The following is a 20,333-nucleotide window of genomic DNA, read 5'->3' on the forward strand; positions in this document are numbered from 1 at the left end:
CAGCACTTCACCACCAGCGCCGTGCGCTGCCCAGTACGCGCGGCCGACCGCCCCCCGGCGCCCCCCCCCCCGCCCCCCCCCCGGGCGGGCGGGGGCCCCCGGGGCGGGGCCGGCGGCGCGGCCACGCCGCGACCCAGGCGGCCCTGAACGAGATCGTCCGCACCGGCACGCCGGGCGCCCTGGCCCGCGCCGACGTCAAGGGCTCGGTCTGGTACGGCACCTCCGGCGTCGCCGACGTGCGCACCTCGCGCCCGCGACTGCCCGCCGACCGGTTCCGCACCGGCAGCCTCACCAAGCCGTTCACCGCCACCGTCGTCCTACAACTGGCCGGCGACCCGCGGTACGGGCTGTCGCTCGACGACTCGATCGAGAAGTGGCTGCCCGGCGTGGTCCAGGGCAACGACAACGACGGCAACCGGGTCACCCTGCGCCATCTGCTCCAGCACACCAGCGGGCTGTACGACTACCTGCGGGACGACGCATTCCGGTCCAAGTACACCGGGGCGGCGTTCTTCGACCACCGCTTCGACGGCGCCACCGCCGAGGAACTGGTGGCCGTCGGCCTCGCGCACCGCCCGAACTTCGCCCCCGGCGCCGGCTGGTCGTACTCCAACACCAATTACGCGCTGCTCGGCATGGTCATCGAGAAGGCCACCGGCAACAGCTACGCCACCGAGATCCAACGCCGCATCATCAAGCCGCTGGGCCTCACCGGCACCTCGCTCCCCGGCACCGCGCCCGGCCTGCCGGGCCCGCACGGACGGCACTACTCGAAGCTGTTCATCAAGGACCCGGCGGCCCCCCGCTACGACGTCACCGAGCTCAACCCGTCGATCGCCAGCTCCGGCGGCGAGATCATCTCCACCGCCCGCGACCTCAACGTCTTCCTGCGCGCCCTGGTCCGCGGCGAACTCCTGCGCCCGGCCCAGCAGCGGGAGATGTTCACCGGCCGCGACCTGGGCGACGGCGAGTCGTACGGCCTGGGCATCAGGTCCCGCAAGCTCAAGACCTGCGACGTCACGCTCTGGGGCCACGCGGGCGACATCTTCGGCTCCCTCAGCCACACCCTCGCCACCCCCGACGGCAACCACGTCCTGACCCTGAACCGCAACAGCGACTGGGGCGACGACGAGCAGGAAGACGCGGCGATAGAGGCGGAGTTCTGTGGGCCGCGCGCGCCGGCCGCGCGACGGTGAGGTAGCCGGCCTGACGGGGGCGGTCCGGGGGCGGGGGCGGCCTGCTCGGCGGGATACGGGTCGCGCGCCGACCGCGCGGTTGACCGGCAGCCGGCCCGGGCCGCTCTTGCGGTGCACTCACCGCCGTCGGACTGGCTGGAGATGGGAAGCGGGGGTCGATGGCGGGTCCGCGCGCGTTGTCCCGGGAGATCGCTCGTTCGACGATGCGGCCCTCCCTGCGGACCCGCCGCTCGGACGGGGGTCGGGCCGGCCCCTGGCGGTCGCCCGTGCCGGCTCCCGCTTCCGCGGATCGTCCTGGACGGCCATGGGCCGAAGTAATGAGATCGGGCAACGGAAAGGTCACCCGGGCGGGGTAGGAGGTGAACACTCCAGGCGGATTCGGCGGTTCGGGCCGCCGAACAGGATGAACACCATGAAGACGACAGGCAGCGCCGCCCTGGAACCGGCCTCCCCCCGCATCCGCCGGATCGCCCGCATCGGCGCGATCGCGCTGCTCCCGTACGTGGCGATGAAGCTGTACTGGTCCTTCGGCGGCACGTGGGGCATCCCCGCCGGGTTCCCGAGCGTGCTGGCGCAGATGGAGCACAACGCCCGGGGCAAGCACCTGGACCCGTTCAACGCCGCGACGCTGTGGCTGTACCAGCACGGGGTGGACATCACGGTCGTCATGGCCGGGCTGGGCATCGTCCTGTTGCTGGGGCTGGTCAGCCCGTGGGGGCGGACGTTCCCCCGCTGGGTGCCGTTCGTCGCCGGTAAGGCCGTCCCCCGGTGGCTGCCGCTGACGCCGGCCTGGATCACCGCCTCGATCCTGGCCCCGGTGTTCGGCGTCGGCGCCCTGATGGGCGTGGTGCTCTCGGCCCTGGGCCTCTTCAGCTTCGAGACCGGCGGGTTCTCGAACATCGCGTTCTACATCGCCTACTCGGGTATGGGCCCCTACGGCCTCGCCCTCGGCGCCGCCGCCTGGTCCTATCAGCGCCGCACTCGCCGCCTGGCGGCGTGAAGCACTCGACTTGGCTGTGTGGGAAGGCGAGAGGCCCGCGGCCGACAAGTCCGCTGACCGACTTCAGCGACCTGTATGACCGCTACATCGACTGTTCCAGCCGTCGGCGCCCTGTGCCCCCTGCCTGACCGGAACGCGCAAGCGCTGGACGAGTACGACGATGACGCCGTTCAGGAGTGAGTCATTGCATTCGGTAGCAACCAGCACTGGATGCCCCGACGGTGTACGTGTTCTTCTGCCATGCAGCGTGGCTGAGGTCGGCTGTGTAGAGGTCGGACAGCTTGCTCATGTCTGGGCGAGCTCCTTGAGGTCGCACCTTCTCTGAACCGGGTAGTCAACACTGCTGTGTCCAGAACCAGTTGGGCTGGGGATGCGATTCGCCGATCGATTCACGCGCGGTCGTACGCGGGGCGCTGGGCCGGCCGGCGGCGAGACCTGTCAGATGCTGCGAGGCACCGGCCCTCGCCGGGGGGAGCCGGTGCCTCGCGTGCGCGGCGCGTCAGGCGGGGAACTTGCCGGCCTTGACGCCTGCGATGAATGTGGTCCGGGCGGGCGGTGAGGTCGAAGATGAGGGCTGGGCCGTGGGGCGGTTGAGAGCGTCAGGGCCGTCAAGGCCATCGGGCGCCTGAGTACTCCGCCAGTACGGCTGCCACTTCCGAGATGCCTGAGTATTCCTGCAACCTCTGGACAATTACGCGCAAACGCTCTGCGGTTCTCTCTGACGCAATCTCGGACGATAGTGTGATGACGCGTTCCGTCACGGCCGCTGCCTCTTCCGGCTCGTTGGCATCGGCAAGGGCGACTGCCAACCAGGAAAGATAGAGTGCCATTTCTCGAGTATGCGTTGCGTCGTACTGGCTCAAGACTTCTCGGAGCAGCGGAACTGCACGCAATGGCCGATGCAACTCCGTATAGACGCGTGACTCCATAACCTGCAACTCCCCGTAATTAACCCAGTAAAGGTAGGCTGGAGGATCGCGGTCCAATGTGTCTGCGTCTAGCGCCTCCGATGCCTTCCCCAACGCCCGCATCGCGCCTTGTTCGCTACGCTTTCCGCCCACTTTGGCATGCGCCCATGCGACACGATCTAAGTACAGTGCACGGGCTCGTGGTGGTGCGTCGTCACCGGCCTCGCCGAGCGCTGCCTCAGCGAGAGACAGGCCTTCTAGTTCTCGGCCCGTGTTGGTCATTTGATAGGCAAGCGAGCCGGCGAGATTTCCGGTGAGCGTGCTGTCCTCAGCTTGCCTCGCAGCACTGATGCCCATGCGGTAGATGTGCTCAGCCATGTTGTGCTGTCCCGCATCGCTGGCGATCCATCCGGCGATTTGAGATAACTCTCCGATTTGGCTGAGTAGTTCACTTCCTACCTTGTCCGTATGCGTACTTCCACGGAAGAGCTTCATCGTGGCACGGAGCTCGCGAAGGGCAGGTTGGATGAGGTCGCCGCCCGCGAGGAAGTCATCCGCGAGTCGCAGCCCGTGCACCCGCTCCCTCAGGTCTGCCACCTGCGCAGTGCCGACCTGCCGGCCCGAACGTACCTGCGGGGGCCGTAACCAGTCTCCCTCGGGGAGAAAGTCCGCGAGCGTGAGCGGGGGAGTCTCTGAGGCGGGGCCTACGGGTTCGGCTGTTGCCGCCGCGGCAAGTGAGACTAACTCTCCGTTCGAGTCGAATAGCTGATCAAGGAGATGTGCTAGTTGAGCAGAGGGGGCCTGCTTCCCCGCGATCACGCGTGACAGGTAAGCGTGATCGTAATTTGTGGCGCGGGCCGCTGCGCGAATGCTCATCCTGCGTGCTCGTAGCTCGTCCGCTACACGATTCCCAAAGTCTTTGCCCCTACTGCCCATGCGGTCAGCGTAGACGAGTCACCACCCAGTCACCACCCAGTCACCACATGGGATCGCACGGAGACGCAACACTCGGATACCGGAAGTAAAGATAGTCCGGCGGGTCCGGTGGGTGAACCGAGGCATGTGAAATGCCGACGAGAACGGAATCAATTCTCTGCCAGGGTGAGGAGTCTCGGATGATTGCTGCCCAAAATCCATTGAAGTTTGCATGGTTGGAGGTTACGGGGCTGTGCAATGAGTTCTGCCAGCATTGCTACGCGGACTCGTCGCCGAGAGGGACGCATGGCGCGATGGGCGTGCGGGACTGGTGCCGGGTGATCGACCAACTCTCGGACATGGGCGCGCTCGATGTCCAGTTCATCGGAGGAGAGCCAACGCTTTACCCGTACCTTCGCGAACTGATCCAGCATGCCAACAGTTCCGGCCTCGCGGTGGAGGTCTTCTCGAACATGACCCACATTCGGCCGGAGTTGTGGGAGACGTTTACCGATTACGGGGTCAAGCTCGCCACGTCGTACTACTCGGACACGGCGGCCGACCACGACAAGGTGACTGGGCTCCGAGGTTCGCACAAAAGGACACGAGCCAACATCGAGAAGGCGCTGAGCCTCAACATCCCCCTCCGAGGCGGGGTGGTGGCCGTACGGTCCGGCCAGCGGGTCCAGGAGGCTGCGCAGGACCTTTCTACGCTTGGGGTCGGAACGGTTGGTGGCGATCGAACTCGGGCGTTCGGCCGGGCGAGCAGGGGAGCGAGCCCGACCATCGGTGATCTGTGTGGACACTGCGCACACGAGAAATGTGCAATCGGGCCGACTGGCGAGGTGTGGCCGTGCGTGCTCGGCCGCTTCCTGACCATCGGCAATGTGATGCGTACGCCCCTCTCCGAAATCTGGAGTGGGGCACGAATGGTCGAGGTGCTGGCAGGCATCACGGCTGTCCATGGGGAAGGAGCTCAGTCCTGCACCCCACCACAATTTCTGCCCATGTGTGGCCCGTGTGGCCCGTGCGTACCGTCCGTGGGGCACTGCGATCCGAAGGAGACGGATGCCCGCGCGGACGGGTCTACGCTCGGCGCACCCGCGTAACACGCTGAGAGACGACCAGGAGAGCGCCGATGGACGACCACGGGGATGACTTCGGTGAGTGGGGGACGGACACCAACGCCAACGCCGTGCAGCGCACGGAAGAAGACTGGGCCACGATCGCGGAGTACATCCGGCACGCCGCCAACAAGCTCGGGCCGACCCTGCCGTTGTGTCTTCCCGGGGAACCGCAGGAGTGTGGGCGGAGTGCTCAGCAGCACGTTCTGGCCTGGTCCGCCCACCTCAAAGCTCGGGCCCACCACCTGATCGAGCAGTCGGCGCCCAGCGAGGAGCGAGCAGCACACGTGGCTGGGCCGCTGTACGTGCGGCGGCTGGCCCAGCTTCGCGCGGAGCAGGCGGCCGAGCGCGTTGAGCAGCAGTAGTCCGCCACGTCTCCGGCTGCGCCTTCCCCTTGGGGCGTACGGCCGGAGGCGTTTGGCGCGCCGGCCCCGTTGCCCCCGCTCACGGGAGGACTTCTCCGGCGGCAGCACCACCCGCTGACCCGCGCCTTCCCGGCCTGCACCCTCCCTGGGGGCATGCCGCGGGGCGGCCCGTACCCGCGCGCGGGCCATGCCATCCGACGTGCCATGCACCTCCCGGCGGGCCGTGCCCCCAGCCCCCGCCCGCGCGGGCGGCACCATGCCGATGCCCCGGGGCCGCCGCCCGCAGGCAGGGCGGGGTTCTACGGTGCCGTGCGGCTACTTCCAGGTGAGCCGTTGCCCGTCTGGCCCGACGTGCAGCCACAGACGCTCAGCGGGCGGCATGTCGGCATCACGCCATCGGGTGACCTGGTCTGTGATCGCGTCCCACAGCCGGACGGGACCGCCCTGCCGCACCTGCCACTGCCCGTCGTCTTCGAATGCGGCTGCCCACGCTCCGGCTTCTACGTCGATGACCACGTATTCGTCTCGGCCGTTGCGCGGCAGCGTGAAGCGCTGGGCTCGTGGTGCTGCGAACTGTGCGACGAATCGTGCTGTCCAGTCGTCCAGCACGTCACCGCCGATATCCGTGGGCACGGCTTCGGCCGAATCGAGATCGGGCAGCATTCCCAGCGCGGGGGGCAGGTGGGGCCGCGCGAGCATGAACGAGACGTGCCCGCCCAGGATCGGACCGCTTGCCGTTCCGTCTTCCGCCACGGTCAGCCGGACGAGTTCGGAAGCGTTCATCCACCCGCAGACCGTGACCAGGATTTCACCACCAGGGCGAGTCTGAGCGATCCACTCAGCTGGAACCGTATGAACTCCGCACGTCGCGATGACGCGGTCATATGGACCGCTGTCCTTGTATCCGGCTAGTCCGTCACCGACTACGAGGTTCGGCCAGTAGCCCAGTCCGCCGAGAGCCACACCAGCACGAGAGGAAACGTCCGCGTCCACTTCGATTGACGTCACGTTGTCGTCACCGACCACGTGGGAGAGAAGGGCAGTCGAGTAGCCCGTTCCTGTGCCGATTTCGAGAACCCCTGTTCCCTCGGAAGCGTTCAGCTCTTCGAGCATGCGCACCACGAGTCCCGGCAGGGTGGACGACGAAGAGGGGCGGTGGGAAATGCGCCCCTCAATCTGACGCGGGACGACCGACTCTGCTACTTGGGTAACAAGTGTGTCGTCCTCGTAAACGCGCCTGATCCGTTCGGGGCCGTCAGCGAGGAATGCCGGGCGGTACCAATCCCCCTCTTCGTATTCGAACCACCCGTCAGACAAGAACGCCTCTCGGGGCACGGCCATAACAGCGGCTTCCCATTGGGGGCTTCGCAGCGTTCCCGATTCCGTCAGGTGCCGCGCGAGGTCTGCGCGTAGCCCTTCGGTAGAAACGTCATCAGTCACTTGCGTTCTCTCCGTTCTCCAACAGATCGGCGATAGTCGATGTGATGGGCAGTCCTGCCGTTTCTTCGAGCCATGCCCATTGCCCATTGGGGTTGCATTCTAAGAACCACCAGGCATCATCCGCGGTTAGCGCGAAGTCGAACGCGCCGAAGTTGAGCCCGAAGCCAGCGAGGAACCGCAGGATTGCCCGCTGTACGTCATCCGGGCAGGGGATCGGCTCATAGCTCAGGTTCCGGTACTCAGCGCGCCAGTCGACGACTCCGGCCGGAGCGGTAATCCGGGCGCAGAAGACCTGCTCGCCGACGACAACCGCGCGCACGTCGGAGGTCTTGGGCACCTGAGCTTGGAATAGGTGCGCGCAACGGCTTACAGCGTCGTCTATCTCGCCAGGATCAACCGGGGCTGCCCAGATACCAGCAGGCTCCCCCTCAACGTCGTACGCGCCTGCATGCAGCGGCTTGTAGATGGTCGGCTGTTCCGCGGCAAAGGACTTCGCTTCCGCTGGATCGCTCGTTATCAGCGTGGCGGGAACGTTGAGCCCTTCGCGGGCCGCTGCCGCGAGTTGCGCGGGCTTGTACTCGGCGCGGGCAATGGCTTGGGGGTGGCTCAGGTAGAGGCAGCCGGAAAGGGCTGCCAGCACTCCGCCGAGCCCGCGCCGGTTTTCCTGAGCGATGAACCGCGCGGCCTGGTCGTCCCCATTCGGCGCGTAACTGCTAGGGCGACGATGGTACAAAGCGCGTACGTCTTCCAGGTCTGCTGTACGTTCGCCAACCGTGAGCCGTCCTCCCCAACCTTCCGGCCCCATGCGAGCCGAAAGCACAGCGGGGTTGGGGAAGTCGCGTCCAGGGTCGAAGCGCAGAACGGGCACCCGACGCCGGTTTAACTCGGCAATGATCAAATCGGCGGTCGGGTCCTCGTATTCGGTAGCAACCAGCACCGGATGCCCGTTCACGTCATTCCCCCTTAGTCCTGCGCCGCGTCGTGTCCGCTGTCAGAGTCCACCTTGCCGTCTTTTCCGATCTGGGTGGGCGGGTAGGTGTTGACGGAAGTGCCGTGCTTGCCGAGTTCGGCAGGGGCCGGCACACCGTCGCTTCCGACCCAACGGCCGGTCTGTGTCTCCGGATCGATCCCAGCGTATTGCCACCGAGAAGGCTCCCCATTCCGCAGCGGAGCCATGCGGCGCATGCCCCACGGAATCGGCGCTGTCGACCCCTGGCTAACGGATTTGATCAATGTCCCTCCTGGATGCCAGACTTGCAGCCCATCTCACCACATGAGCGGGTGTGTTGCGTTCCAATTCGGCTAAAGTGCATATGCCGATAGGGGCCCGCCCCGGTCGCCTAACCCTTCCTGTTTGCGTCAGCGATCGGGGCAGGATGTTGAAACCCGCCTACCCGCCGCGGAGGTAGAGTTGAGGTTTGGGGACCCTCAATTTCGATTTCAGCCGGTAGGGGCGGGGGCTTAAGGGGCTCCTTCTTCATACTGGTTGAGCAGCCGGCGCAAGGGCGCCGTGCGTCAGGCGATGAACTCGCTGGTCTTCACGCCCGCGACGAACGCGGTCCAGGCGGTGGTGCCGAAGGCGAGGGTCGGGCCGTGGGGGTTCTTGCTGTCACGTACGGGGACGGTGCCGGTGGTGATCGCGTGGGCGGGGGCCCATTCGATGCACTGTCCTTCGCCGCCGCTGTAGGACGACTTCTGCCAGGTGTGCTTGGGGGAGGTCATGTCTGGTGTTCCTCCGTGGCCTATACGGGTGAGTGCCGGCCATTGCTGTTCGGGGAGTGCCGGTTGAGTAGTCGGTGCAAGTTCTCCGAACCGGGACTCACCAACTGTGCTGCATGGAAACCGTGTTGGGGTAGGTCGCCTGGAGTGGAGCGACAGGCCCCGACCGGTTCACGCGCGGTCGTACGCGGGGCGCTGGACTGCCAGTGGGGGAGTCCGTCAGATGCTACGAGGCACCGGCTCCCGCCAGGGGGAACCGGTGCCTCGTGTAGTGGATCGTGTGTGGTTACGACAGGTCGAACTCGCCGTCGCGTACGCCGAGGACGAAGGCACGCCATTCGCCTTCGGTGTAGCGCAGTACGGGTCCGTCCGGGTCGGCCGCGTTGCGCATGATGACGGCGCCTGCGGGCTCTGACAGGAACGCGACCTCGACGCGGTCCGCGCCGGGGGCACTGGGCGCGCCCACCCACGTGACATTGGAGATGTCGGCCGCGTACAACTCGGCCTTCTCGTGCGCGTCACTCATCAGACGGGGAACTCGCCGGTCTTCACGCCCGCGACGAACGCGGACCAGGCGGCGGTGTCGAAGGTGAGGGCGGGCCCGTGCGGGTCCTTGCTGTCACGGACGGGGACGGTGCCGGTGGTGGTCGCGTGCGCAGGGGCCCACTCGATGCACTGTCCTTCGCCTGCGCTGTAGGACGACTTCAACCAGGTGTGCTCGGGGGTGTTCATTTCTGGTGCTCCTCCATGATCTTGCGAATGAGTGCCAGCGACTGCTGCTCGGGGAGTGCTGCCATACGTAGTCGATCAAGTGCGCCGACGGCAGAAGCCACTGCGGTTGGTGAGTCGTCTACCTGCCCGCCGTGAGTTGGCGATTCTGAGTAGACCGCATGCGGCTTGCCGTCCAACTCCACCAGCGTAAACGGTAGGTGTGAGGGGGCAGCACCCGCGTGGAAGGGCAGCACTTGCAGGGTCACGTGTGGCGACTCTGCGAGTTCGATGAGGTGGCGGAGTTGCGTGGCCATGACAGAGGCGTCTCCGACGCAGGTGCGAAGCACTGCCTCGTGCATGATCACCCACAGCAGGGGTGGATTCTCGCGGTGCAATGCCTCCTGGCGGCGCATACGGAGTTCGACGCGGGCCTTGATCTGTTCGTCGGTTTCGCGTGGAAAGTGGGCACGCATCACTGCCGTTGCGTATTCCGGGGTCTGGAGCAGCCCCATGAGGAAGGTGCACGAGTAGTCCGTGATGGCACTGGCGGACTCCTCCAGCACGATGTAGGGGACGAACCACGCGGGGTTGTCCCGCCTTGCCAGCCGATTCCGCATGCGCTGATACGTGCCGGGAGTCCCCGCCGCCTTGTCCACCGCCTCCGCGAAGGCCTCCGAGGCCAGAACCGCGCCGCATTCCACGCGGCTGACCTGGCACTGGTTGTAGTGGCACTTGGTCGCGAACTGTTCCTGCGAGAGTCCCAGTGCTTCGCGTAGTGCTCTTACTTCAGCTCCGAAGTACGCCGCCCCGTCCGGTCCCGTTGACCCCTTTCGGGGCTCGACATCGCTCATTCCGTCGCTCAACTTCCCGCTATTGCCGGCCCGTTGGCATGGCCTCTAGCGTGGAATTCTAGCCATGCGGGCGAGACTCTGTGAGGGATCGATCACAACCGGTGATCGCGTATTCGGCAGGAGTTCACGGCCATGGGACCCGGCGGAGAGCACCGCATGACCCTTCGTATCTACCGACGTCGCCCGGGCGAATCCAGCCCGCCCGACCCCGCCTCCGCGGTTGTCAGCGTGACCTCCGTCGACAGCGAGTCGTGTGGCGCCACCTTCCGTGAGGCCGCTACCGGGGCCTGGCCGCCCTGCCGCTGCCCGCAGCACCGCACCCACCCCAACGTGTCTGCTGGGGGCGCCTAATGGACGGCACCCACCGCGTCATCGTCATGGGCACCCCCCTCCGCTTCTTCCTCAGCTTCGGTGAGGGCGGGGCCTGGGCTTCCGTCACGGACGTCGAGTTTCACCAGGCTTACCAGGAGTCGATGTTCGACCCGGACGCGTTGCGCAGCAACGTCCTGTGCCCCAACCGGCGGCGGGTCGAGTACGAGACCGTCGAGGGCTGGTGCTGGTCCGACGGGCGGGCCGCGTACGGGCTGATCACCATGGACGATCGGGTGCCGCAAGCCTGCTCCGGACTGCGCGCCCTCGCCTACGGGGGTGTAGCCGCATGAAGAACGTGCATCTCGTGAGCGGTGACGAATCGCTCAACCCGCCCCGCGAGGTCTGGGTGTTCCTGCTGGTTCGCTGCCCGGTCGAGAATCCGAAGTACTTCGCGCCGCTCGGCATGTGGCCGCGCGTACTCCAGGTCGTACGCGACGGGTGGGCCTGCCCGCCCGGGGTCATCGTGCAGCCCGGGGAGGCGATCGTCGACGCCGCCCACCGCGTGGCCGACGCGCTCGGCATCAAGTTGCCCAAGGCCGCCGCCCTGCTCGCCGTCGACCAGCAACCCGCCATCGCGGGCCGGCAGGACGAGGAAATCGCCTTCGTCTTCGACGGCGGCAGCGCGGCCGAGGACGCCTTCGCCGATCTGCCCCGCGATCAGGTCGAAGTCGAGTGGTCGGCCGTGGAGAACCTGGAGCGCGTGGCCCTCGTCCACGCCCTCCGTACGCGGCTGCTCGCCGTCGAACCGCCCGTCCTGGTCGAAGGAATGCCGAGATCCAACCGCGGCCGGAACGGGTAGCCGACCGGGCGTCCGACCCACGAGGCGCGGGGCCCGGCCTCGCGCCCCACGGCGATTCGTGCCGCGTCCGTTCCACCCCGGGGCGCGACCGGCACGGGTCTTCGGCACGGCCGCCGGAACGGTCCGCTCCGGCACGTACGCCCCCCGGAGCCCCCACCGCTGCCCGCCCGGCGAGGGCTCGGCCCGGGCGGTCGCTACTCCGTGGCCGGGGTGTCGGTGCCCGGCGGGCGGCGTGTGCAGGTGCGGCAGATCCAGGCTCGGCCCAGGACGCGGACCATGCGCTCCCCGTGGTCGGGGCAGAGCGGTCGATCGGTGGCCGGGTGCCGGACGGGAAGCGGGGTCTTCAGGTAGCCGGCGAACCAGCGGCGGCCGTCGTCACTCCGCCGCATCGTCCTGGTCCGGCTGCTCGTCCTGGTCGGCCGCGGTGATGATCTCCTCGTTGAGCAGGTCGTAGCCATTGATGTGTGGTTCGTCTTCGGCGGGCATGGCCGCATGGTCCGGCGCGCCGAAGGCCCGGGCAAGCGCGGCACGGGGGCGCGTTGGGGCATGGGTGCGTACGGGGCCGGCGCCTCGTACCCCGAGTGGCCCCGCACGGCCTTCCGCTGCTCGGGCGGGATCGCTCCTCGGAGCCAAGGGTGGAACGCGCCGTTCGGGGGGTTTTCCCCACCTCGTACCGGCCGCTGGCCCGATCATGGAGGGGCCGACTGACCGGATGGATCAGTTCCTCTTGATCGCGGAGGCTGAGCGGGTCGCACCCGATCGACCGAACGGAGACCCCGTGTTCAGCTCGAAGTCCGCACGCCGCACGGCAGCACGCACCGCCGCCGTGGCCCTCGCCGGAGCCGCCTGTGCCGCCCTGCTGGCCGGCAGCGCCGAAGCCGTCGTCAACGGGAAGGACTCCACGCAGCGCTACCCGTTCATGGTGTCGATCCCGGTGACGGGAGTGGACGACCCCACCTTCAAGGGCTACTGCGGCGGGTCGCTGATCGACGCGCAGTGGGTGCTGACCGCGGCCCACTGCGTGGACCCGAGACTCGTCACCGTGGACGGCACCGTCCGGGTCGGCAGCGAGTGGAAGGAGAGGGAGGGCACCGTCCGCTCCGTCGCGAAGACGGTGACCCACCCGGGCTACGTCAACGGCGACGGCACCGCCGCCAACCGCAACGACGTCGCCCTGATCCGGCTGGACCGGCCCGTCGCCGAGAAGCCCGTCCGCATCGCCCACGCGCCGGGGCGGCCCGGCGCCCCGACCCGCATCATGGGCTTCGGCACCGTCGTCGACACCCCCGTGCACGACCAGTGGGTCTTCCCCGACCGGCTCCAGGAACTCAACACCCGCCGGGGCGCCGCCTCCGAGTGCGCGCCGGGCTGGGCGGACCGCACCCGGCTCTGCACGATCAGCCAGGTGCCGCGCGCCATGGCGTGCAACGGCGACTCCGGCGGACCCCAGGTCCAGCGCGACCACCGGGGACGCTGGGAACTCATCGGCGTCACCTCGGGCCCCGGCGCCCCGGGCAAGCTCTGTAGCGAAGGCCCGGGGCTCTACTCCAGCGCGCCCGCCTATGCGGGGTGGATGCGCAAGGCGATCGGCCACGGCGGCTGATCCGGGACGCCGCCGACCGCGCGACGGTGCCCGCCGCCCGCCCCGCCGTACGCGGTGGGAGCGAGAGGGGGAACGGCAGGGATCGCGCGGATGTGAGCAACGCCCCGCCGAGCGTGGCGAGTTGAGGGTCGGCGGACCGCTGGGGGACGGCCACCGTGCGGGGCGGGCGCAGGGGACGGGGACTGCCCGTAACGGCGGTGCCAGCGGGCCGCTGACTGGCAGACTCTGAGTCGTCCACGACTCGGGAGGGGACCTGATGCGGCGTACGGAAGTGGCTCGGCAACTTGGCGGATTCGCCCGCGAACACCGCACCGACAACGGCAGACGGCTGCGCCAGGCCGGCGTCATGCTGGTCGCGGGCGCCGTGGGCACGGCCTTCGGGATACCCGTGGCCGTCGCCTCCATCGGCACCACCGACGGCGCACCCGGACTGGCGGGCCTGTTGCTCGGGGCCGGGCTGGCGGGGCTCGGATTGGGAATCTGGCGGCTGATGCAGGCGCTCCGTACCCGGGAACAGAGCTTCGACGTCCACGAGCGCGGGCTGACCCACCGGGTCGCCGGCACCGCCACCCTCATTCCCTGGACGGACATCGAGCGGGTGAGCGGCAAGAGCGGCGACGGGCGGCCCCTGGCCGCGGCCCGGGGCATGGGCTTCACCTTTGACATCCACCTCGGCAGCGGCGGCAAGATCCGCGTCGACACGTTCACCGCGGACGCCGGCGAACTGGCCCAGGTCATTCACCGTGCGGTGAGCCTCGGACAGTTCCCGCAGGGCCGCGGCCGACGGCCGTGATGGCCGTGACCGCGGGCGTGTCGACAGTCGTGACGACGGGGCCGTTGCTACCGGCGGTCGAACGCCGTCGGTAGCCCGGCCGTGGCCGATTCGCCCGTGGCGGAACCGGCCGTACCCGCCCCGCCCGTAGCGGACCTGCTCGTACCGGAACCGTCCGCGGGAGATCCGCCCGTACCAGATCCGCCGGCCCCGTGGCCGCCGCCCGGCTCACACCAGGCTGTCCCGCCACGCCTGGTGCAGATCCGCGAAGCGGCCCTGGCCGGCGATGAGTTCGGCCGGCGGGCCGTCCTCGATGATGCGGCCTTCGGCCATCACCAGCACCCGGTCGGCGATCTCCACCGTGGACAGCCGGTGCGCGATGACGACGGCCGTGCGGCCGTGCAGCACCGTGGCCATCGCCCGCTGCACCGCCCGCTCGCCGGGGACGTCCAGGGACGAGGTCGCCTCGTCCAATATGAGCACCCCGGGGTCGGCCAGCAGCGCCCGGGCGAAGGCGACGAGTTGGCGCTGACCGGCGGATATTCGCCCGCCGCGCTTACGCACGTCCGTGTCGTACCCGTCCGGCAGCGCCGTGATGAAGTCGTGCGCGCCGATCGCCTTCGCGGCCTGCTCGATCTCCTCGCGGGTGGCGTCCGGCCGGCCGATGGCGATGTTGTCGGCCACCGTGCCGGAGAACAGGAACGCCTCCTGCGTCACCATCACCACGCCCCGGCGCAGCTCGGGCGTGGCGAGTTCGCGCAGGTCCACGCCGTCCAGCAGCACCCGCCCGTTGGCGGGCTCGCCCTCCGCGACCTGCGGCGGGTCGTAGAACCTGGCCAGCAGCTTGGCCAGCGTCGACTTGCCGGCGCCGGTCGAACCCACCACGGCCACCGTCTGCCCGGCGGGCAGCGTCAGGTCGAAGCGCGGCAGCACCTCCCCGCCGGTGCGGTACGCGAAGCGCACCCCGTCGAAGACGACCTCCCGGCCCGGTTGCCCGGCCGGGCGCTCCGGCAGCGGCCTGGGCTGCGTGGCCTCCGGCACCGAGGGGCGCTGCGCCAGCAGCCCGGCGATCTTCTCCAGCGAGGCCGCCGCCGACTGGTAGGCGTTGAGGAACATGCCGAGCCGGTCGATCGGGTCGTACAGCCGGCGCAGGTACAGCGCCGCAGCCGCCAGCACGCCGAGCTCCAGATCGTCGGAGGCGACCCGGTACGCGCCCCACATGACGATCGCGGCCACCGCGAAGTTCGCCACCAGCCGCGAACCGACCACATAGCGGGCCATCTCCAACATGGCCGTGCCGTTGATCCGCTCGTGCTGGTGGTTGAGCTTGCCGAAGTCGCGGTCGTTGGTCTGCTCGCGGCGGAACGCCTGCACCGGGCGGATGCCGTTCATCGTCTCGGTGAACTTGACGATGAACGCCGCCGTCGCCGTCGAACGCTGCGCGTACACCCGCGCCGAGCGCCGCTGGAAGGACCGCACCATCAGGAACAGCGGGCCGAAGGAGGCGATGGCCGCCACGCCGAGACCCACGTCCAAGTACAGCAGCAGTACGGAGATGTAGAAGACCGACAGACAGACGCCGAGCAGCTCCTCAAGGCCCTCGGTGAGCAGTTCGCGCAGCGACTCCACGTCGGAGGTGGCGCGCGAGATCAACCGGCCCGAGGTGTACCGCTCGTGGAAGTCCACGCTCAGCGCCTGCCCGTGCCGGAATATTCGGCCGCGCAGATCGAGCAGCACGCCCTGGCTCACGAAGGCGGAGACCCGGATGAACGCGTACTGCAACCCGCCGGCCAGCAGCGCACTGCCCAGGTACGCCACGGCCACCAGCGTCAGCGGCCCGTAGTCGTCCGAGCGGAACGCCGGCACCGCCGTGTCGATCGCGTACGCCACGAGGAGCGGGCCCGCCTGCACCGTGGCCTGCTGGAGCAGGATCAGCACGGTCGCCAGCCACACCGGCCGGCGCAGCGGCGAGAGCAGCGAGCCGAGCAGGCGGCGGGAGGCGCCGGGCGGCGCGGGCAGGTCGTCCCGGTCGAAGGGGTCACCGGCCTTCGGCGCGGTCGCGCCCCCTTGGTCGCCGGGATCGCTGCTACTGCCGTCGCTGTCGCCGCTGCCGCCGACGCTGGGGTCGGCCGTCGCGCCGGGCGCGGCGGTGTGCTCCCGCGGGGGCGCGCCCGCGGGGCCGCCGGTGGGCTGACTTCCGGTGGGCTGACCCCCGGTGGGCTGACCCCCGGTGGGTTGGTCGTCGGCGGCGGGCCCGGCGGAGACGCGGGTGGTGATGATTGGTCGCTCCCCTCGCCGGCCATCAGCGTCGCGGACTCGGGGTTGGTGCGCAGCAGTTCGTGGTGGGTGCCGACGGCGCTGATCCGGCCGTCGGCCAGCAGCGCCACCCGGGCGGCGAGCTGCACCGTGGACGGGCGGTGCGCCACGACCAGGGCGGTCGTATTGCCGAGCACCTGCCGCAGCGCCGCCTCCACCAGGGCCTCGGTGTGCACGTCGAGCGCGGAGAGCGGGTCGTCCAGGATCAGGAAGCGCGGGCTGCCGACCACGGCGCGGGCCAGCGCGAGCCGCTGCCGCTGCCCGCCGGACAGGCTCAGCCCCTGCTCGCCGACCTGGGTGTCGGTGCCCTGCGGGAGGGCGGTGACGAATCCGGCCTGCGCTATCTCCAGCGCCCGCGCCAACTCCTGCGGGCCGGCGTCCGCCCCGCCCATCAGCACGTTCTCGCCGGCCGTCGCGGAGAACAGGGTCGGCTCCTCGAAGGCGACCGCCACCAGCCCCCGCAGGTCGTGCCGGGACAGCGTGGTGATGTCGACGCCGTCCACGGTGATCCGGCCGCCGGTGTGCTCAAGCAGCCGGGGCACCAGCGCGGTCAGCGTCGTCTTGCCGCTGCCGGTCGCGCCCACCAGCGCCATCGTCTCGCCGGACCGGATGTGCAGGTCAACGCCGTGCAACAGGGGCGGGGAGTCGGCGGGCGCGTCCGCGTACCGGAACGAGACGCCCGCGAACCGCAGCCCGTCGGCCTCGGCCGCTGCCGCAGCCGGTGCCTCGGTAGATGCCTGTGCCGGTGCTTCGGCCGATGTCCGGGGCTGGGCCGGGATCGGTTCGGCGGGCGCGGCGTCCGGAGGCCGGCGCCCGGACGCACCGCCCGGTGGCGCCGCCCCCTTCGTCAGCCCCACCGGCGGCTCGGCCGTGGCACCGGCGGCCGAACCGGGCGCGGCGCCGGCATCGATGTCGGCCGCGGTCCCGATGCCCGCGCCGGTCGTCGCACCCCCGCCGGTCTTCGTCCGCACACCAGCCTTGGTGTCTCCGTCGGCCTCGGTGTCCGCACCGGTCACCGCGCCCCCACCGGGTGCGTCCGCCTCCGGGGCGTCCATCACCTCGAAGTAGCGGTCGGTCGCGGTCGCCGTCTCGTTGCTCATCGCGAGCAGGAAGCCGATCGACTCCACGGGCCAGCGCAGCGCCAGCGCCGTCGACAAGAACGCCACCAGCGTGCCCGCCGACAAGTCACCGTCGGCGACCTGCACCGTGCCGAGCACCAGGGCCGCGCCCAGCGCCAACTCGGGCAGCGTCATGATCAACGCCCAGAGGGTGGCCAGCAGGCCGCCCTTGCGCAACTCCGTGGCCCGCAGCCGCATCGCCAGCGCCCGGAAGGACTGGTTCTGTCCCCGGTGCTGGCCGAACCCCTTGACGATGCGGATGCCGAGGACGCTCTCCTCCACCACCGTGGTCAGATCGCCGATCTGGTCCTGCGCGGTGCGCGCGACCAGCGAATACCGCTGCTCGAAGTACGAACAGAGGATCACCATCGGTATCGCCGGGGCCAGCAACACCAGGCCGAGCGTCCAGTCCTGGGCCAGCAAAATGCCGAACCCGACCAGGATCGTGGCCCCGTTGACCACCAGGAAGGTGAGCGGGAAGGCGAGGAACATCCGCACCAGTTGCAGATCGGTCGTGGCGCGCGAGAGGAGTTGGCCCGATGGCCAGCGGTCGTGGAAGGAGACCGGCAGCCGCTGGAGGTGGCGGTACAGATCGGCCCGCATCGCCGCTTCGACGGAGGCCAGCGGTCTGGCCACCAGCCAGCGCCGCACGCCGAACAGCCCGGCCTCGGCCACACCGATCGCCAGCAGCAGCCCGCCGCCGATCCACGCCCCGGACGGGTCGCGGTCGGCCACCGGGCCGTCCACCATCCACTTCAGCGCGATCGGGATCACCAGGCTCATACAGGAGGCGATGATCGCCACGAACGCAGCGGTGATCAGCCGGGCGCGGACCGGCCGCACATACGGCCACAGCCGCAGCAGCGAGCGCACGGTGGACCGCTCCCGCACCGGCCCCGCACGCTCGGGAGCCGCTGCTGAACTGGGCGTCTCCCGCTCCATCGTCGTCGCTTCACTCGTCACAGACATCAGGAGTGAGACTACGGTGAGGCACTGACATTGCTCACTGGGTTTTTTGGCCTAGGACCCGCGTCCGGTTTCCGCACCACCCATCTGACCAGCAGCGACGCCAGCCCCATGGGCCTCGCGCGCCCCTGGCCCGTCCGCAGCCGGGCCCGACCCCGCGGACCGCACCCCGATGCGTACGGAAACGGAGCGTGACCGTACGGCGGGCGGCGGGTGAGGCGGACACGTCAGGCAGCCATCCGCCCGGGCCCGTGCACCGTGAGCCGGACGCCCTGAGCCGGACGCCGTGAGCCGGACGCCGTGAGCCGGACGCCGTGAGCGGGACGCCGTGAGTCGCGCACCGTAAGCCGTGCACTGCGTAGCGCCCACCGCGCACCGTGGGCCACCCACCGCCCGCGCACCGAGCGCAGCGCACTGCGCACCGTGGGCCGCGGGTGCCGCCGCGGCTGCCCCGCCGCCGGGCGGCTGCCCGACCGCTGCCCCGCCACCGGCAGCCGACTGCCCCACCACCGCCACACGACTGCCCGACCGCCGCCGGGCCGCTGCCTCGGGACCGGTCCGCTCCTGCCCTGTCACCCTTCTGACTTGGAACGGAACGGTGACATTCGCGGGCAAGCCACTTTCCATACGTTGTGGTTATCTATCGCCATGCGAGCAGGTGTTCGCGTAACGGGGGAGCCGCGGGGGCGCGGCCGTTCGAGGGGAGACGACTGTGGGGAACGGGCGGGTGCAGGCTGACATACCCGAAATACCGGTGATGTCGGGGGTGTCGGAGGGTTCTCCGGCGCGCCGGGAACGGCCCGCGGGGCGGTCCCGCCGTGGCCGCCGTGGGCTGGTCGCCCTACTGCTGGGCACGACGATGCTGGTCGTCTCCGCCTGCGGCGGGGACGGCGACGGGGGCGACGGCGACAAGGGCAAGGGCAAGACCGTCGACAACAAGGCGTCCGAGGCCGTGGTCTCGATCGCGCCCAGGGACGGCGCCACGGGCGTCAACACCAGCGGCGCGCTGAAGGTCACCGCCGACAAGGGCAAGCTCAGTTCGGTCAAGGTGGCCGACGGCAAGGGCAACCTCATCGAGGGCGAGATCGCCAAGGACGGGGCCACTTGGCGCCCGACCGGCCACCTGGGCGCCTCCACCAAGTACACGGTGGACGCCGTCGCCAAGGACACCGAGGGCCGCGAGTCCGCCAAGCACGCCGCGTTCACCACGCTCGTCCCCAAGGACACCTTCGTCGGCCACTTCACCCCGGAGAACGGCGACACGGTCGGCGTCGGCATGCCCGTGTCGATCAACTTCAGCCGCCCGATCAGCAACCGGGACGCCGTCGAGCGCGCCGTCAAGGTCACCGCCAGCCCGCAGGTGCCGGTGGAGGGCCACTGGTTCGGCAACCAGCGGCTCGACTTCCGGCCCGAGAAGTACTGGGCCGCCGGCACCAAGGTCACCCTCGACCTGCGGCTCAGCGGCGTCGAGGGCGTACCGGGGGTGTACGGCACGCAGGCCAAGAAGGTGACGTTCACGGTCGGCCGCAGCCAGGTGAGCACCGTCGACGCCAAGGCCAAGACGATGACGGTGGAGCGCGACGGGAGGGTCATCAAGACCATCCCGATCACCGCCGGCGCCCCGGGCACCGAGACGTACAACGGCACCATGGTCATCAGCGAGAAGCACGCCGTGACGCGGATGAACGGCGCCACCGTCGGCTTCGGCGGCGAGTACGACATCAAGGACGTGCCGCACGCGATGCGGCTCTCCACCTCGGGCACCTTCATCCACGGCAACTACTGGTCGGGCCAGTCGACCTTCGGCGCGACCAACGCCAGCCACGGCTGCGTGGGCCTCTTCGACCAGCGCGGCGGCGGCGACCCGTCCACGCCGGGCTCCTGGTTCTTCAGCAACTCGCAGATCGGCGACGTGGTCGTGGTCAAGAACTCGGACGACGAGACGATCAAGCCCGACAACGGTCTCAACGGCTGGAACATGTCCTGGTCGGAGTGGACCGCCAAGCAGTGAGCACGACGGCCCGCAGCCGTGGGCCGGTAGTCGCGGGGGCCCCGGGCGCGGGGCCCCCCCCCCGGCCCGGCCCCCCGGGGGGGGCCGCCCCCCCCGCCCGGGGGGGGCGGGGCGGGGGGGGCGCCCCCGGGGGGGGCCCGGGGGGCG

19 protein-coding genes and 1 pseudogene are annotated in these 20,333 nt (G+C 69.6%); 9 read left to right on the forward strand and 11 right to left on the reverse strand.

The features are described 5' to 3' along the window. Positions 1-1,196 (forward strand): serine hydrolase domain-containing protein (locus AAHZ94_RS09030; protein ID WP_349992009.1); only part of this gene is annotated, 1,196 nt, incomplete at its 5' end. Positions 1,197-1,608: 412 nt separating this feature from the next. Beyond that, positions 1,609-2,196 carry a hypothetical protein gene (locus AAHZ94_RS09035; RefSeq protein WP_349992011.1) on the forward strand — a complete coding sequence of 196 codons (588 nt, stop codon included), beginning with the start codon at positions 1,609-1,611 and terminating at the stop codon, positions 2,194-2,196. Between the two features lie 608 nt (positions 2,197-2,804). Here AAHZ94_RS09035 and AAHZ94_RS36375 read toward each other — a convergent pair. Further along, positions 2,805-4,040, reverse strand: coding sequence for a helix-turn-helix domain-containing protein (locus AAHZ94_RS36375; protein WP_502964616.1), 1,236 nt, complete (start codon positions 4,038-4,040; stop codon positions 2,805-2,807). A 179-nt stretch (positions 4,041-4,219) separates the two neighbouring features. Between AAHZ94_RS36375 and AAHZ94_RS09050 the strand changes: the two genes are divergently transcribed. Both AAHZ94_RS09050 and AAHZ94_RS09055 read left to right on the forward strand, forming a co-directional pair. Beyond that, on the forward strand, positions 4,220-5,128 hold the full coding sequence (locus AAHZ94_RS09050) for a radical SAM/SPASM domain-containing protein (RefSeq protein ID WP_349992015.1): 909 nt from the start codon (positions 4,220-4,222) through the stop codon (positions 5,126-5,128). Between the two features lie 29 nt (positions 5,129-5,157). Next, the gene (locus AAHZ94_RS09055) at positions 5,158-5,508 is read left to right on the forward strand and encodes a hypothetical protein (protein ID WP_349992016.1); all 351 of its coding nucleotides are present in this window, start codon (positions 5,158-5,160) and stop codon (positions 5,506-5,508) included. A 315-nt stretch (positions 5,509-5,823) separates the two neighbouring features. On the opposite strand, the gene tgmC is transcribed toward AAHZ94_RS09055, so the two are convergent. The 7 genes from tgmC to AAHZ94_RS09090 all read right to left on the reverse strand — a co-directional run bounded on the left by tgmC (position 5,824) and on the right by AAHZ94_RS09090 (position 10,229). Next, on the reverse strand, positions 5,824-6,948 hold the full coding sequence (tgmC, locus tag AAHZ94_RS09060; RefSeq protein WP_349992017.1) for an ATP-grasp peptide maturase system methyltransferase: 1,125 nt from the start codon (positions 6,946-6,948) through the stop codon (positions 5,824-5,826). Further along, positions 6,941-7,900, reverse strand: a complete 960-nt coding sequence (gene tgmB, locus AAHZ94_RS09065) for an ATP-grasp ribosomal peptide maturase (protein ID WP_349992018.1) — start codon at positions 7,898-7,900, stop codon at positions 6,941-6,943. Before tgmB ends, tgmC begins: the two co-directional genes overlap by 8 nt. Positions 7,901-7,911: 11 nt before the next feature. Then, positions 7,912-8,133, reverse strand: a complete 222-nt coding sequence (locus tag AAHZ94_RS09070) for a putative ATP-grasp-modified RiPP (RefSeq protein ID WP_349992034.1) — start codon at positions 8,131-8,133, stop codon at positions 7,912-7,914. Positions 8,134-8,463: 330 nt separating this feature from the next. Beyond that, the gene (locus AAHZ94_RS09075) at positions 8,464-8,670 is read right to left on the reverse strand and encodes a DUF397 domain-containing protein (RefSeq protein WP_349992020.1); all 207 of its coding nucleotides are present in this window, start codon (positions 8,668-8,670) and stop codon (positions 8,464-8,466) included. Between the two features lie 283 nt (positions 8,671-8,953). Next, positions 8,954-9,193 carry a DUF397 domain-containing protein gene (locus AAHZ94_RS09080; protein WP_349992021.1) on the reverse strand — a complete coding sequence of 80 codons (240 nt, stop codon included), beginning with the start codon at positions 9,191-9,193 and terminating at the stop codon, positions 8,954-8,956. After that, entirely contained in the window at positions 9,193-9,399 is a 207-nt protein-coding gene (locus AAHZ94_RS09085; RefSeq protein ID WP_349992022.1) for a DUF397 domain-containing protein, read from the reverse strand. Before AAHZ94_RS09085 ends, AAHZ94_RS09080 begins: the two co-directional genes overlap by 1 nt. Next, positions 9,396-10,229 carry a helix-turn-helix domain-containing protein gene (locus tag AAHZ94_RS09090; RefSeq protein WP_349992023.1) on the reverse strand — a complete coding sequence of 278 codons (834 nt, stop codon included), beginning with the start codon at positions 10,227-10,229 and terminating at the stop codon, positions 9,396-9,398. The genes AAHZ94_RS09085 and AAHZ94_RS09090 overlap by 4 nt, the downstream gene beginning before the upstream one ends. Before the next feature lie 350 nt (positions 10,230-10,579). Here AAHZ94_RS09090 and AAHZ94_RS09095 point away from each other — a divergent pair, with 350 nt between their 5' ends. Continuing rightward, positions 10,580-10,891, forward strand: coding sequence for a hypothetical protein (locus AAHZ94_RS09095; protein ID WP_349992025.1), 312 nt, complete (start codon positions 10,580-10,582; stop codon positions 10,889-10,891). After that, complete coding sequence (locus AAHZ94_RS09100; RefSeq protein WP_349992027.1) at positions 10,888-11,400, forward strand: NUDIX hydrolase; 513 nt, start codon at positions 10,888-10,890, stop codon at positions 11,398-11,400. Before AAHZ94_RS09095 ends, AAHZ94_RS09100 begins: the two co-directional genes overlap by 4 nt. Before the next feature lie 194 nt (positions 11,401-11,594). On the opposite strand, the gene AAHZ94_RS09105 is transcribed toward AAHZ94_RS09100, so the two are convergent. Next, on the reverse strand, positions 11,595-11,789 hold the full coding sequence (locus AAHZ94_RS09105; protein ID WP_349992028.1) for a hypothetical protein: 195 nt from the start codon (positions 11,787-11,789) through the stop codon (positions 11,595-11,597). 389 nt (positions 11,790-12,178) lie between these two features. Here AAHZ94_RS09105 and AAHZ94_RS09110 point away from each other — a divergent pair, with 389 nt between their 5' ends. Together AAHZ94_RS09110 and AAHZ94_RS09115 are read left to right on the forward strand one after the other, a co-directional pair. Next, positions 12,179-13,003: a S1 family peptidase gene (locus tag AAHZ94_RS09110; RefSeq protein WP_349992030.1), complete on the forward strand. Its 825-nt coding sequence runs from the start codon at positions 12,179-12,181 to the stop codon at positions 13,001-13,003. 256 nt (positions 13,004-13,259) lie between these two features. Then, positions 13,260-13,796 (forward strand): hypothetical protein, encoded by a 537-nt coding sequence (locus AAHZ94_RS09115; RefSeq protein ID WP_349992032.1) that lies wholly within the window; start codon positions 13,260-13,262, stop codon positions 13,794-13,796. 207 nt (positions 13,797-14,003) lie between these two features. On the opposite strand, the gene AAHZ94_RS09120 is transcribed toward AAHZ94_RS09115, so the two are convergent. After that, complete coding sequence (locus AAHZ94_RS09120; RefSeq protein ID WP_502964618.1) at positions 14,004-16,052, reverse strand: ABC transporter transmembrane domain-containing protein; 2,049 nt, start codon at positions 16,050-16,052, stop codon at positions 14,004-14,006. Next, positions 16,052-18,151 (reverse strand): annotated as a pseudogene (locus AAHZ94_RS09125) (ABC transporter ATP-binding protein); the annotation flags it as partial. The gene AAHZ94_RS09120 and the pseudogene AAHZ94_RS09125, both read right to left, overlap by 1 nt. A gap of 781 nt (positions 18,152-18,932) precedes the next feature. Between AAHZ94_RS09125 and AAHZ94_RS09130 the strand changes: the two are divergent. After that, complete coding sequence (locus AAHZ94_RS09130; RefSeq protein ID WP_502964617.1) at positions 18,933-20,186, forward strand: L,D-transpeptidase; 1,254 nt, start codon at positions 18,933-18,935, stop codon at positions 20,184-20,186. The last annotated feature ends 147 nt before the right edge of the window (positions 20,187-20,333 follow it).

Source organism: Streptomyces sp. HSW2009 (genome assembly GCF_040240285.1).
In the GTDB taxonomy this organism is placed as follows: domain Bacteria; phylum Actinomycetota; class Actinomycetes; order Streptomycetales; family Streptomycetaceae; genus Streptomyces.